The sequence below is a fragment of the Bradyrhizobium sp. LB14.3 genome, assembly GCF_040547985.1.
Taxonomy (GTDB): domain Bacteria; phylum Pseudomonadota; class Alphaproteobacteria; order Rhizobiales; family Xanthobacteraceae; genus Bradyrhizobium.
In genome coordinates this window covers 1-14,753 of the sequence record NZ_JBEPQT010000058.1, presented here as the reverse complement: position 1 = coordinate 14,753, position 14,753 = coordinate 1, and the positions used below count along the sequence as shown (strand labels likewise).

The following is a 14,753-nucleotide window of genomic DNA, read 5'->3' as shown; positions in this document are numbered from 1 at the left end:
CGCCATCAACCGCTTCGTCGCCGAGACAAACGCCGATCCCAAACCCTTCGTATGGACCGCCGATCCAAAGCGCGTCCTCGCCGCTGTCAAACGCGTGAAACAAGCGTTAGAGTCGCTCCACTAGCGGCGGAGTGGATCTAAGTTCGCAGCACTGTTTTTCCATTCTTGATGACGATTGCGCCTCGCTTAGCTACACGGGCCTCGAACGAGATCACATTTTTGTCCTGCCAGAGATCGACTGTGATGGTCTCCCCCGGAAACACGGGCGCCGAGAAGCGTGCTTCGTGACTCAGGATCTTCGTGGGATCGTAACCGCAGAACGCCTGCAGCACAGCCCAGCAAGGGATGCCGAATGTGCACGGGCCATGCAGGATGGGGCGTGGAAAGCCGGCCTGCCTGGCCATTTTGGGATCTGAGTGCAGTGGATTAAGGTCGCCGTTTAAGCGATAAAGCAGCGCCTGGTCCGGCCGGGTATCTAAAGCGATCGCTAGGTCTGGCTTGCGCGTTGGGACAAGGTGCGGTTCCGGCGCGCCCTTCGATGGCCCACCGAAGCCACCATCGCCGCGAGCGAAGTTTGAGCCGGTGAGCGTGGCGACCTTTTCGCCACTTTCGTCGATCCACACTGTCTCGTCGACGACGACGGCGCCCTTATCCTTACCCTTGTCATAGGCGCCGAGCGTGCGGCTCGTGGCCGTGAACGTACCCAAGGACGGCAACGGCCTATGCAACTCGACCCTCTGCTCACCGTGCACCAGCATCAGCCAATTCAAGCGGCTGATCCGAAGGCCTACTTCCTGGTTCGGCGCCGGCTCGGAGTTTCCTCCCCTGCCGGACGCCAGCACTGCGACCGCAGTCGGCAAGACCTTGATATCCTTCTCATAGACGAATGGCAGTTCACGTTCGTCCATTGGGTTGCGCCCCATACCGATACCAAGCGCGTACAGCACCACGTCCTTGTGGCCATAGGTGAAGGTGCGAGGCTCGTTTTTCTGCTCCAGGATGTCAGGATAATAAATCGGCATGAAATATCCGCGAACGTTGGTCGTAGTATTAGATTTGGTTCTCTTGCGCCAAGTGAAGCGTTGATGCCCGGTGGAAGCCTGATACGTGCGATTGATCATTTCATAGCAGCGAAGAGGACTTGACGCAGGTCCGTCGGACGCGCCGCAAGAATGAGGCTTCTCCAGGCACGCCCCTTAAGTCTTCATAGGGAGCCGCTTCAGGTCCGCCGGGAAGAACACCGAAGACGCGTGTGCAGCCACTTCTTCCGCCGTGTAGTTCCCTTTGGGATGAAACCCCGCACTCGTCAGCATCTTAATTTCTGCGATCTCTTCGCCCGACACAGCGAGGACCTTGCCCGAATGGTCCGCCGCCAACTCGGAGGCCATGAAGAGCACGCCTGGAGCAACGTTCTCGGGACTAAGAATGGGATCGGGGTCGCCGTCCTGGAAACCGGGCACGTCTGCCCACATCCGCGTAATCGCGTTGGGTGCCACGCCCATGACGCGAATGCCGTACTTGCGGCCCTCCATGGAGAGAACTCGTATAAAGCCATAGATTCCGGCTTTGGCCGCCCCGTAGTTGGCTTGCCCGAAATTCCCGAATAGTCCCGACGTCGAGGACGTCATAATTATTACGCCTGGCCGAGCGTTGCTCCTGAGCCACCTCCAAACTGGCAGCGTGCAGCAGTAGGTGCCTTTCAGATGAACCTTGACAACGACATCCCAGTCCTCCTCGGAGATGTTGGCAAATGTCCGGTCCCTCAAGATGCCTGCATTACAGACTAGGATGTCAATTTGCCCAAAAGCATCAATCGCAGTCCGGAGGATGTTTTCTCCGCCGGCTGGAGTGGATACGTCGTCCCCATTTGCAACGGCGCGCCCGCCTGTCGCTATGATCTCGGACACTACGTTTTCAGCAGCGGCGCTCGTGCCGGACCCGTCGAGCGTGCTGCCAAGGTCGTTGACGACGACGGCCGCTCCCTCTTTAGCGAACAGCTTTGCGTAAGCCTCACCGAGCCCACCGCCGGCTCCGGTAATAATTGCCACCTTGCCTTTCAAGAGTCCCATCCCATCCTCCTCAAATCTCTGCATTGCGAGCACTGCCGGGTTGCCGAAAGAGGGTTGGTTCGGACCTAACAACACTCGCATCGCGAAATGCGAGCTAGTGAGTCTTTGCTGCAGCAACGTAACTGTCGCATTTTATCGCTCCGCAAGTGCCAGTCGGTGCGCTTCTCGGCCGAAGTACTGAAACTCGCACCGGTCGGGCACAAGCACAGGCTCGGTTGAACCAGCGGCAATGCCATATCGCCGCGAGGGCACAAATACCGCCTGAGCTCTCGCCGTCACTCTCCTGCAGCTACATCTTCGAAATAAACACCAGCTAGGTTTAGCCTTCGAGCGACTTCATGCGGGCGATACGCTCGTCGCGCAATTGGGTACGGCGCACCTTACCTGCCTCGTCACGCAAAGGCTCCTCAACGAATTCGATAGTGCGGGGACGCTTGTAAGTCACCAGCTTCTCAGCGAGATGCGCCAGCAGCCCCTCGGTATTTAGCCCCGGTCGAGCCTGAACAATGGCGTGAATGGACGAGCCCAAGTCCTCGTGGGGCAAGCCGATCACAGCGCTCGACAACACCAGCGGGTGCTCATCGACAGCCGCCTCGACCTCGGCGGGATATACGTTGGCGCCACCCACCAGGATCATGTCGGTACGCCGGTCAGCGAGGTACAGGTATCCGTCCGCGTCGAAATAGCCGATGTCGCCGAGGCTTTCCCAACCGCCAGGCAGGGCACGGGCCGTCGCGCCACGGTAATGGTAGGAAGGCTGGGAGCCTTCGCCGCGGCGCATGTAGACCTCACCGACTGTGTCCGGTGGCAGCTCATTTCCGCCGGTGTCGAAGACCTTCATTTCACCCACGGCTACGCGGCCAACTGAGCCGCGATGATCAAGCCACTCGCGTCCGGTGATGGTAGTCCAAGCTTGGCTTTCGGTGCCGCCATAGAGCTCCATGATCACGTCGGGCCCAAACCAGTCGATGAAGGCCTCCTTGAGCCAAGGCGGACAGGGCGCAGCCAAGTGCCAGAGAGTCTTGAGTGACGAGATGTCGTAGCGAGCCCGCACCTCCTCAGGCAGCCGCCATATGCGGCTCATCATCGTGGGGACCAAATAGATCCAACTCGCCCTCCGCCGCTCGATTTCTGCGAGCACACCTTCAGCGTCGAATCGTGGCATAAGAACCAAATGGCCACCCTGAGTTATCGCATCCAAGGCGCACCCGAAGGGGCCATTGTGGTAGAGCGGTGCAGGAATCAGAGCCGCTTCGCCTGGCCGGAAGCGCCAGCCGCCCGGATCATCAGTCGGCTCGGCCGACGTGAGGCCGGGCAACGCGGATAGAATGAGCTTCGGCCTCCCTGTCGAACCGCCGGAAGTCGCGGCCTGCTTCACTGGAGCGACACGTGGCTCGAACGGCCGGTCATCATCTGATAACGCGAGCAGGTCGCTGACTGTGACACGTCGGCGGTTAGTTTCCATACCCGGAAAGGCGATCACGACCGGCGGATCGGCCAGGTCGATAATGGCTTGCAACTCGGCACTCGGCAGTCGGAAGGACACAGGTTGGGGAGACGCGCCCAGCTTCCAGACGCCCCAGCAGGCTTCGATGAAGTCGACACTGTTGGGCAGACCTATGGTAACGAGGTCGCCGAGCTTGACGCCCAGCTTTTGCAGCGCCCGTGCGATTCGGTTCGCTCTCGCCTCCAACTGCCTGCACGAGAGGCTGATCTCGCCGCAACTAACTGCCGGCGCGTCCGGCGTCGCCTGAGCACGTCGATACAACTTCTCGCCAAATGGGATCATGTCTCCAACCATTTCCGTCCGACCTCGCCCTCACTCGAGCCGCGCGACCTGCGCTTACCATTGGCATGCTGCCCCGAGGCTATAGCTCACGTGCATAGAAGAAAAACGCCAAGTTCAGGCGATATAGCGCTCACATCAGGCGGGCTTCTGTTCTTTCATGCAGAAGCTCACCACTCGAAACCAGTATGTAGCGTTTGGGCGCACCAAGGCAATCCGCGATTGAACAGCCGTTCTGCCGCGCGGAAGCGAAGCTGTTCAGAACTATCTTGTCGGCTCTCGAAGGACGTGAGTTGGCTCGAAGCGGACAAGCCAGCTTCTGTATCGTACTGAGGCATTGTCCAGATGCAGGTGGGTTATCTAGCGCCCGTCTTGCACATCGTCGACGCGTACGCAGGTGCCGGTCACGAAGTCGGATGATGGCGAGACCAAGAACAGCAGCGTGCTGTCGAGTTGCGCCGGGTTACCGATGCGCGGCCGCGGAAATCCCTTCGTTATGTCGCCCACGCGTTGCAGCATGCCATCCATCATTTCAGACGAGAACGCACCCGGCGCGATCGCGTTGACATTGATGTTGAATTTCGCCCATTCGACGGCAAGGGCTTCGCTCATACGGACGACTGCGGCCTTGCTGATCGAATAGAGGGCAGCCCCATTGCCTCCATAGGAGTAGGCCGAGGAGGACGCGATGTTGACGATGCGGCCGGGAAGCTTTGCTGCAATCAATCGCCGCGCGACCTCGCATGACAGCACATAGGGCGCTCGAACATTTGTGTCTAGCACGCGATCAATCAGCTCTATCGGCATCTTGGTAGCGTGCTGCGCGTCGGGAATACCCGCATTGTTGACTAGAATTGTCACCGAACCAAGTTGGCGCTCTGCTTCCGCTACAACCCTGATCAGCTGTTCGGCATCGGTCACATCGAGCTGCAGCGATATGGCCTTGCCGCCGGCCACGTTGATCTCCGTGGCAGTGCTCTCAAGTCTCTCGATCCGCCTTGCCACCAGCGCCACCTGTGCCCCGCATCGTGCGAGTGCCTTGGCAAATCTGACGCCGAGCCCTGAAGATGCTCCGGTTACGAGTGCGGTCTGTCCCGTCAGATCGATAGAAAAGTTCGGCAGTGGGAAATCCATAGCACTTACCTTTTTCAAGACGCCGGTTAGTCGGGATCGTCTGCACGCGGACATGGGTCAGCACTCGGAAGCAGCGCAAATGCACGCAGCAACCCACGAGCAGAGACTGGCTGGGTGACATTGGTCCGCGACCATCGTGATTGAGCTTATGACGTCGCCTTCACGCTCGCTATAGACATCCTGCTCATCAGGTCCGAGGGAGACGGCGAGGACGGAGAATGTCCTCGCCGCTGCTTCTTCCGTTCAGCCTTACTTGGCTAGCCAGGCTGTAAAGCGCTGGCGGAGCTCATCGCCCTTCTCGCTCCAAAAACTCGCCCCGATCCGGAAAGCATTACTCATATGGTTATTCGGAAGATGAGGCTGAACCGTCGCATCGACGAGCGCTATCGCATCCTTATTGGTGGGGCCATAGGCGGTATTGTTTACCACGCCAGCTTGCGCCTGAGGCGTACTGGCAAACGCGATGAATTTGTACGCATCGTCCAATCGCGGCGTGCCCTTGGGAATTATCCATGCGTTGCCGTTCAATACCGCGGCGTCCCACATGATCTCGAAGTGCTTGCCGGAGTTCTTGACTGCATCATAGACACGACCGTGCCAGGCGTCAGTCATGACGACCTGACCATCGGCGAGAAGCTGCATCGGCTGTGCACCAGCCGTCCACCAAACGATCTCCTTTTTGATCGTGTCGAGCTTTTTGAAAACGCGATCAATTCCCTCTGGCGTGTTGAGCACCTTGTAAACATCTTTTGCGGGCACGCCGTCGGCGATCAATGCCCACTCGACGGGCGCGCTCTTGTATAATCCCCTTTTGCCCGGGAATTTCTTGAGATCGAAAAAATCGGCGATCGTCCTCGGCCCGTTCGGAAGCTTATCCCTGTCATAAACAACGACGGTTGCAGAGTCGATGACGGGGACCCCGCACTCCGTGTAGTCACCCTCGAACTTGTCCCGGTCGAGGCCGAGCCTCTTCCAGTCGATGGTCTCAATGGTCCCCTCAGCGCACAGTTGCTGGATTTGCGATTCGCTGGCGTAGACCACGTCCCAGCTCACGGTCTTGGTCTCGACCATGGCGCGGATCTTGGCGTTGCTGTAGTCGTACTCGGCTTCGTTGATCTTGATCGCGCTCGCCTTTGAGAATGGATCGAAAATGACCTTACGCAGGACCTGCTGGAAGGACCCGCCTCCGGCCGTGACCGTGAGTTGATCGTCCGCAACGGCGGGCGTTGCTGCGAACATGCCCACTGTCAGGCCGACGACGGCCAGGCTATTCGCGATCATCAGTGACGTTCTCATCATTGCTCTCTCCCCTCTATGCCACCCCCAAGATGAAGGCAGCGCTGCCAAAGTCTCAGCCGGGCCCTGCTCGGCAGGGCCGTGGTCGTCAATCAAGGCGCATCGAGCACCCGACAATCCTCAGTGTTCCAGCCGATGGTGATCATCGCACCGGGTCGACCTGCACCGCCCCTTCCGAATTCGGCATGACGAAATCATCGTGACCGCAGAACGTAACGCGGGCGGGCACGTGATCGCCGAGATAGATCACTTCCGCAACTTGTGCGCTGAAGACATTGGGCAGCGAGCCTGGCGCAGGGTTCAACTTCACCCGCTCGGGCCGCAACGACAGCACCGTCGACCCGCCAACTGCGTCAATATTAACGGCGAGCGCCTGCACATTGCCGGCGCCCGGAATCTCCACATCGCAGCTCGCGCCGTTTATCGCCACCATATTGCCAGTCAGTCGGTTGTTCTCGCCAATGAATTGGGCGACGAAGGCTCTGCGGCCGCTCGTAGAGTTCGGCAGGCGCTGCGAGTTGCTGGATGACACCATCATCGAAAACGGCGATCCGGTCCGACATCGTTAGCGCCTCGCCCTGATCGTGCGTGACATAGACCATGGTGACGCCGAGATCCTCGTGGATATGCTTGATCTCGAGTTGCATGTGCTCGCGCAATTGCTTGTCGAGCGCGCCGAGCGGTTCGTCCATCAGAACGAGCTTGGGATCAAAGACGAGCGCGCGTGCCAGCGCGACGCGCTGCTGCTGGCCACCGGAAAGCGGGCCCGGCCGCCGCCCGCCATAGGCACCAAGACGAACCATGTCGAGCGCCCGCTTGATCTTCGCTTCTCGCTCCAACTTCCCAAGCTTGCGAACCTTCAGCGGGAAGGCGAGGTTCTCCTCCACGGTCATATGCGGAAACAGCGCGTAATATTGAAATACCATCCCGATGTCCCGTTTGCGCGGCGGCATGTTGCTGATCGAGCGCCCGCCAGCAGGACCGAGCCATAGGTGGGCGCCTCGAAGCCGGCAAGCATCATCACGGTAGTCGTCTTGCCGGAGGCAGATGGCCAGCATCGTCAGAAACTCACCCCCGAGCGATATCCAGATTGAGGTTCTTAACGACCAGCTTTTCGCCGTCGTAGGTCTTCTGAACCCCAGAAAATTCCACAAAGGCATTGTTCGCTGGCATCCATCCTCTTCCCTTGCATAAGGCGCTATCGGTTGGTCCACCGTTTCCTCACCTTCATTGTTTACCTGCGGTCTGGTGGCCAGCAGCAAAGTCTTCTTCAGAAAAAATGTACGCCCTGACAGCGATGGTTTTCGTCGATATGGCCTACGAAGAGCTGAAATTCCGCGCGATTCACGGCAAGCGTGAGGTTTCCGTCGACGATGGTGTTGAACCTAAGCGTGCGTGACTGTTTGGCGCCTTTGCAGATCATCCTGCTCTTTGACAGGGAAGTTGCTCGCTCAGGGCGACGCGAGCGTGCTAAGCGGGTAAGTCTTATCAGCCCTTATAACGACTCCTGAAGTAGTGTTAATCACTCATACCGTTGTGAGGTCGCTGCGATGCGGTCTCAAGCGCAGAGCGCTCGACGCAACTATCATTTCCATGTGTTATGAAGCAAGCGCATGTGTCTCAGCCGCCGGGGAGAGACCTGCGAAGCTCTCGCAGTCCCGGCGCTCCCATCGTTGCGGCGCCGGTTGTCTATTCTGTGTAGGATCGCTGCTCGACCTTCCGCTCCGTGCTTGGCCTCAGAGATACTGTATGGGTCGGCCGTAGTCGGCCCATTGTTTCACGAGCCTTCGCGGCGACTCCTCGACTGCAGACAGAGGAGCGAAGGCGATAGCATTTGAGCCGAGCGAGTCGATCGGTTACTACTAACGTACAGCAAAGAGAGGAACGGGGGCTTGCGGCGCGGCGGCCTTGAATACCACCTTGCCCCTCGTACCTATCGACAGTGTGGCCGGATCTGCGTCGACCACATTGGTCAACATGATGAGCCCTTCCGTGAGCGCCACATAAGCGAGCACGTAGGGCTCGTTGCCCATGCGGTTTACAGAAAAGGAGTAAATCTCGCCCTCGCCCGAAGATTCCTGCCAGTCGATATCGATCGATAGACAATGTGGGCAGATACCTCGCGGGTACCAGTGGGCCCTATGACACTGCTGGCATCGTGGCAGCACGAAACGGCCATTAGCAGCTGCCTCCCAAAAAGGCTTAGTCTCTGGACTGTGTGCTATAAAGTCTATGCCCATCATTGGTGATTACTCCCGTTCAAGGATGAGGGTGGCGCTACTGTGGCGCGTCCCCATCAGCCACCCCGTGCCATGTGCCAGCGCCAGCGCGCAATCCCTGACCTGAACGGCGGGATGGGCCTCGCCTCGCAACTGGCGGACCGCCTCGATCACCTTGGTGATTCCGCCACGCATCGCTGGATGATTGCTGCAGAGACCGCCGCCATCTGTGTTGAAAGGCAGCCGGCCAACACCGGAGATTAGGTTTCCGTCGGCAACAAACCGGCCGCCGTGGCCTTTCTCGCAGAACCCGAGATCCTCCAGCGCAATGAGGACGGTGATGGTGAAGCTATCATAAATTGAAGCGTAGCGGATATCGCTTGGCTTCACGCCAGCCTCGGCAAATGCGACGGTTCCGGACTGCCTGGCCGCCGAAGCGGTAAGCTCGACTGCACCTGCAGATTGTCCCTGGATGCCCTCGCCTGACCCGATCACCTTCACCCGCGGACGCTTGAGACTCTTTGCGATCTCTGAGCGTGTCACTACAACGGCTCCGCCGCCATCGCTGATGACGCAACAGTCAAGTCGATGCAAAGGGTCAGACACCATTGGAGACGCCAGCACATCTTGAATGGTGACCACCTTGCGGAGCATGGCGTGTTGGTTGTGCTGCGCATGGTGAGAGGCGGCAACTTTGATCCAGGCCAGCTGCTCGCTAGTAGTGCCATATTCATACATGTGACGACGTGCGCACAAGGCGTAGATATCCAGGAGGCTTTGCCGAAGGGGCCGTTCCCACAACAAATCTGGCTGAGTAACGTCGGGCTGGAAATTGACGGGTGCGCTGCGAGGCCTTCCAGCCAACGTGACCAAGGCCACGTTGCATTTGCCGGCCGCAATAGCTTGCGCAGCGTGGGCAATGTGCTGCAAAGGGGCGGAACCGCCAATGTCGGTGAAGTCGCAATGTCGCACCTTGAGATTCAGGAAGTCGACCATCGAGACGGGGCGGAAGCCGGGTTCATCGCCGGCCGAAAAGTAGCCGTCGACGTCGTCTTTGGTCAACCCAGCGTCGGCAAGTGCCCCAGCAGCACATTCGGCGTGCAGTTGCGCGACTGACTTGTCGGGTGCTTTACGCGTGGGATGTTCATACGCACCGACGATATAGGCTTGTTCATCGCGAAGCATCGCGTTGCTATTCCTTTGTTTAGTGAGGGGCCATGGTGTCGATATCGCACTTTCAGGTCTGGGAATGGCTATGTGAGAGAGGCGAAGACCTTGCCTTGTATCGCCAACCGCTTGAGGAGCGATGACGGTTCCAGTGAGGGATCGTTGGTCTGCTTTGCATGGAACGCGAGGCGGTCGACGATATGCTTCAGCCCGACCTGATCGGCCCAATACATCGGCCCACCACGATAGACCGGCCAACCAAAGCCATAGAGCCAGACCACATCGATGTCGCCGGGTCTGGCGGCAATCCCTTCTTCGAGGACGCGAGCGCCCTCATTGACGATCGAGTACATCATGCGCTCGAGAATTTCTTCGTCGCTGATGGCTCGGCGCTTGCGGCCCAACCGGATGAGCGTCTCATCGATCAGTCTCTCGACATCAGGGTCCGGAATTGGCGCGCGCGAGCCGGACTCATATTTGTACCAGCCCTTGCCGGCCTTCAGACCAAACCGGCCTGCCTCGCAAAGGGCATCGGAGATCTCCGATTTAAGGCCCCGATCTTTGCGCGAAAGCCAGCCAATATCTAAGCCTGCCATATCGCCCATGACGAACGGACCCATCGGCATGCCGAATTTCGTCAGAACTGCGTCGATCTGATGCGGCAGCGCACCCTCGAACAACAGCCTATCTGCCTGCTTGAAAGCTGGATCGTACATGCGATTGGCGACGAAGCCATGGCAGAGGCCGACGACAACCGGCGCCTTGCCAATTTGGCGGGCCATCGATACCGCGGTCATCAGCGCGTCCGGTGCGGTTCGCGGTCCCCGCACGATCTCGCACAACTTCATCACATTGGCAGGCGAGAAGAAATGCATGCCAAGTACGTCCTGCGGACGATCGGTGACCGAGGCGATCTCGTCAATGTCCAGGTAGCTCGTGTTGGAGGCGAGGACCGCACCTTGCTTTGCGTACTTTGCGAGTTGTGCGAACACCTCCTTCTTGACGGCCATGGTCTCGAAAACCGCTTCGATGACGAGGTCCGCATCCTGCGCGTTGCTGAGGCCTACCGCGGGGTTGATAAAGGCCATGCGTTGCTTGGGAGCGTCGGCCGGGATGCTGCCACGCGCGGCCGATGCTTCCCAGGTCCTCTGAATGGTACCCAAACCACGCTTGAGCAGTTCGTCTGTGCTCTCAATGAGGGTCACAGAAACGCCAGCATTGGCGAAGGACATAGCGATGCCGCCGCCCATGGTGCCACCCCCGATAACCGCGACACGTTCAATCTGTCGTGGCATCGTCCCTTCGGGGAGCCCTGAAAGTTTGTTCGCAGCGCGCTCAGCGAAGAACGCATACCGTTGTGCCTTGGACTGATCACTTCCGAGTAGCTTGTCGAAGCCTTCGAGCTCCTTTTTAAGCCCCTGTTCGAACGGCAGGTCGATCGCAGCGCGGATGGCATCGGCGGCGGCGAACGGCGCTTCCAGCCCGCGCGCCCGCTTGGTCATCAAGGCGACTGCGCTGGTGAAAATCGAGCGGTCGGCTTTTGCCGCGGCGAGCTTTGAGTCATCGTTGCGGAGCTTGCGGACTGGCAGCCGCTCGATCAGAACCTTGCGGGCAAAGGCTTGCCCACCAGCCGCTGAAGTTTCCACTATCTCCGAGATGAGGCCACTATTCAGTGCTTCTCGCGCAGTGATCGGGTCACCCCCCACGATCATCTTTACTGCAAGCTCTGGCCCAACGGCGCGGGGGAGGCGTTGCGTTCCGCCCCCGCCGGGCAGAAGGCCCAGCTTGACCTCAGGCAGACCGAGTTTGGCGTCCTCAGTCGCGACCCGGAAATGGCAAGCCAATGCGACTTCCAGCCCTCCCCCGAGCGCATTGCCGTGGATGGCAGCGACAACCGGCTTCGGCGAGTCCTCAATGGCCGCCATGAATTCGTCCCACGATGGTCGTTGGGGCGGCTTGCCAAATTCGGTGATGTCCGCCCCCGCGATAAATGTGCGGCCGTCACAGGTCAGAACGATCGCCTTCACTTTCGGATCAGCGACCGCTAGGTTCATGCAACGCAATATACCACCGCGGACCGCAGCACTTAGCGCATTCACGGGAGGATAGTCGATTGTGATAGTGGCGATGACATCATGATGTCCGAGTTTCACGGGCTCACCCATGCGGCACTTCCTCGCTTTGTGTTCCATTTTCTTGTCCATCAATCAGTCCTCCCAACGATGCGAGCCGCCGGACGTGATGGTCTGCATCTCCTAACAACGTGTCGATCATCGTGACCCGCTTGAAATAATGGCCGACGCTGTATTCCATTGTCATGCCGACGCCGCCATGCAACTGAATCGACTGCTGGCCGATCAATTTCGCTGACTGCCCGATTTGGACCTTCGCCGCTGAAACCGCTCGAGCGCGCTGCGTCGCATCCTTTTCGGCTACCATCATCGCGGCGTACATCGCCATGGAGCGGGACTGCTCAAGTTCGACGAACATATCGACCGCACGGTGCTGAAGCACTTGGAACGAACCGATGGTTTTCCCGAATTGCTGGCGCGTCTTCAGATAGTCGAGTGTGATCGATTGCATTTTTGCAAAGCAGCCGACGGCTTCGGCGCAAACTGCTGCGACCGCCTCGTCCGCGACCTGCGAAATGACTGGAAATGCGCCCGCGGGATCTCCAATCACATCGGTGGACTCAACGCGCACATTCTCGAGACTGATTTCTGCCGCATGCAGACCATCCTGTGTTCGATACCTGCGGCGCATGAGGCCCGGCGCCGCGGCGTCGACGATGAAGAGGCCTATCCCGTCCTGTTCCCGCGGCCCTCCAGCCGTTCTCGCAGACACAATGATCTTGTCGGCCGTATCACCATGAAGAACAAGGCCTTTGGCACCGCTGATCAACCAACCGTCGCGGTCTTTCTTCGCCTGTGTCTCTACTTGGAATAGGTCGTAGCGCGATTGTGGCTCGGTGTATCCGAAGGCAAGCTTCATGCGGCCTTGCGCAAGCGCCGGGATGAGTTTGGTCTTTTGCGCCTCGTTTGCCCCATGCCGCAGAATGCCGCCAGCGAGGACTACGGTCGCGAAATAAGGCTCAAGGATCAACGCCTGGCCAAAGCTCTCCATGATGATCATCATCTCGACGGCCCCGCCGCCGAAGCCGCCGTGAGCCTCAGAAAACGGCAGCGCCAAAAGCCCAAGTTCGGCATAGCGCGTCCACATGGTCTCGCTAAAGCCCACCTTTTCATTCTGGTACTTGCGCCGATGGTCGAAGCCGTAACTTTCGACCATCAGGCGCTCAACGCTGTCCTTGAGAAGCCGCTGCTCCTCTGAAAGATCAAAGTCCACCGGTAAACTCTCCTGAATGCGGGCCGTGTTAGCCCCCCTAAAGCCCCGCCTCGAACAGGCGTGCGCCTCGCCTCCTCGATCGACAAAGATCGTCAGAGGCCGAGGATCGCCTTGGCAATGATGTTTTTTTGGATTTCGTCAGAGCCGCCGTAAATCGAGACCTTTCGGACATTGAAATAGGCGGGCGCGATCGCCGCGGCCCAATCCGGACCAATCGGCGGAGTGTTATGGGTCTGGTTATCGTCGTCCGATAGGTAGGGCTGTGCATAGGGCCCGACGACGTCCATCAAAAGTTGGGCTGTCGTCTGCTGGATCTCCGACGCCTTAATTTTCAGGATAGCGCTCGCGGGGTCTTGGGTAGTGCTTCGGTGTTTGGATGCATTAGCCACCACCCGGAGTTGCGTCATCTCCAATGCCTTTAGGCGAACCTCAAGAGCCGCGACCTTTTCGCGGAAGGCGACCTGGTCCATCAGCCGCTCATGCCCGACACGGCATAGCGCGGCGAGTGTCTTGATGCGCCTGACACGCTCTTTGGAAGATCCAATACTAGCGATGCTGAACCGCTCGTTGCCAAGGAGGAACTTGGCATAGCCCCAGCCTTTATTTTCCTCGCCAACAAGGTTTTCGGCGGGAACGCGGACGTTGTCGAAGAAAACTTCGTTGACTTCATAGCTACCGTCGATCAGTTGGATTGGGCGCACGGTAATTCCGGGCGACTTCATGTCGATCAGCAGGAAGGAAATACCCAATTGCTTCTTAACATCCGGATTGGTCCTGACGAGGCAGAAGATCCAGTCGGCATGTTGGGCGAGAGTTGTCCATATTTTCTGGCCATTAACGATGTAGTGGTCGCTTTGCCGCACAGCCCGCGTCTTGAGCGAGGCGAGGTCGGAACCTGCGCCAGGCTCCGAGAAGCCCTGGCACCACCAATCATCTCCGTTTGCAATGCGTGGCAGGTAGTACTTCTTGTGCGCCTCGGTGCCGAAAGTATAGATCACGGGGCCCACTAAGGACGTACCAAAGTCCGGCAATCCTTTCACCGGATAGGTTTGCAACTCTTCACCGAATATATACAGCTGGGCTGGCGTCCAATCGGTTCCGCCATATTCTCTGGGCCAGTCAGGCACAGCCCAACCCTTCTTGTGCAGAATGCGCGTCCAAGCCACCATCTCGTCTCTGGACAGACCAATTCCCTCAATTAGCTTACGGCGCGTCTCCGGGGGGACGCTGTCGCGCAGAAAGTGACGCACCTCTTCGCGGAACGCCTGCTCTTGCTTTGTGAACGCGATATCCATTCGATTTGTCCTGAGAGGATTCTGTTTCAGCCGTAGTTCCGTTGCAGTTATTGGACCCAAAATATGAGCCGCCATAGACACAACGATCAAAGCGAGGGAGTGCGGCCCCTGCTCATTTGGGTGGCCCGCGAGCCACCCAGCAAAGTCTCTGCTAAGGTTAGGCAGGCCGTGATGACAGGAGAGGTAAACTGGACCGATGCATAAAGGCTGCAAAAGACCGCCTGCTATTGGAGAAATTCTGCAAAACGAGCGTTTCCGTGACATGGAGCCTACGGCTTGCTCCAGGCCAAAAACGAGCTAACCAGGTGCTATTTGTGGGCCTGATCATCACGCCCAAATGCGACAACAGAGCCGGCTTCGCAAATTTGAACAGGTCGCTAAGTGGAGTTTCTGCCTGAAGGCGGCGATAATCGCCGTGAACAGGAGAGACTATGAGCAGACG

General features: G+C 58.5%; 10 protein-coding genes and 1 pseudogene. All 11 read right to left on the bottom strand.

What is annotated here, in order from left to right; genetic code table 11:
* Positions 1–137: 137 nt before the first annotated feature.
* The 11 genes and pseudogenes from ABIB00_RS37960 to pimC all read right to left on the bottom strand — a co-directional run bounded on the left by ABIB00_RS37960 (position 138) and on the right by pimC (position 14,311).
* Positions 138–1,022, bottom strand: coding sequence for a MaoC/PaaZ C-terminal domain-containing protein (locus tag ABIB00_RS37960; RefSeq protein WP_354107883.1), 885 nt, complete (start codon positions 1,020–1,022; stop codon positions 138–140).
* A gap of 174 nt (positions 1,023–1,196) precedes the next feature.
* Positions 1,197–2,069 carry an SDR family NAD(P)-dependent oxidoreductase gene (locus ABIB00_RS37955; protein WP_354107882.1) on the bottom strand — a complete coding sequence of 291 codons (873 nt, stop codon included), beginning with the start codon at positions 2,067–2,069 and terminating at the stop codon, positions 1,197–1,199.
* Between the two features lie 319 nt (positions 2,070–2,388).
* Positions 2,389–3,858, bottom strand: a complete 1,470-nt coding sequence (locus ABIB00_RS37950) for an AMP-binding protein (protein ID WP_354107881.1) — start codon at positions 3,856–3,858, stop codon at positions 2,389–2,391.
* A 357-nt stretch (positions 3,859–4,215) separates the two neighbouring features.
* Positions 4,216–4,989, bottom strand: a complete 774-nt coding sequence (locus ABIB00_RS37945) for an SDR family NAD(P)-dependent oxidoreductase (RefSeq protein WP_354107880.1) — start codon at positions 4,987–4,989, stop codon at positions 4,216–4,218.
* A 249-nt stretch (positions 4,990–5,238) separates the two neighbouring features.
* A complete protein-coding gene (locus tag ABIB00_RS37940; RefSeq protein ID WP_354107879.1) occupies positions 5,239–6,288 on the bottom strand; it encodes an ABC transporter substrate-binding protein in 1,050 nt (349 codons plus the stop codon).
* Between the two features lie 89 nt (positions 6,289–6,377).
* Positions 6,378–7,458 (bottom strand): annotated as a pseudogene (locus ABIB00_RS37935) (ABC transporter ATP-binding protein).
* Between the two features lie 689 nt (positions 7,459–8,147).
* Entirely contained in the window at positions 8,148–8,528 is a 381-nt protein-coding gene (locus tag ABIB00_RS37930) for a Zn-ribbon domain-containing OB-fold protein (RefSeq protein WP_354107878.1), read from the bottom strand.
* A 6-nt stretch (positions 8,529–8,534) separates the two neighbouring features.
* Complete coding sequence (locus ABIB00_RS37925; protein ID WP_354107877.1) at positions 8,535–9,689, bottom strand: thiolase family protein; 1,155 nt, start codon at positions 9,687–9,689, stop codon at positions 8,535–8,537.
* 68 nt (positions 9,690–9,757) lie between these two features.
* On the bottom strand, positions 9,758–11,836 hold the full coding sequence (locus ABIB00_RS37920) for a 3-hydroxyacyl-CoA dehydrogenase NAD-binding domain-containing protein (protein WP_354107884.1): 2,079 nt from the start codon (positions 11,834–11,836) through the stop codon (positions 9,758–9,760).
* A complete protein-coding gene (locus ABIB00_RS37915; protein WP_354107876.1) occupies positions 11,829–13,016 on the bottom strand; it encodes an acyl-CoA dehydrogenase family protein in 1,188 nt (395 codons plus the stop codon). Before ABIB00_RS37915 ends, ABIB00_RS37920 begins: the two co-directional genes overlap by 8 nt.
* 92 nt (positions 13,017–13,108) lie before the next feature.
* Complete coding sequence (gene pimC, locus ABIB00_RS37910; protein ID WP_354107875.1) at positions 13,109–14,311, bottom strand: pimeloyl-CoA dehydrogenase large subunit; 1,203 nt, start codon at positions 14,309–14,311, stop codon at positions 13,109–13,111.
* Positions 14,312–14,753 lie beyond the last annotated feature (442 nt).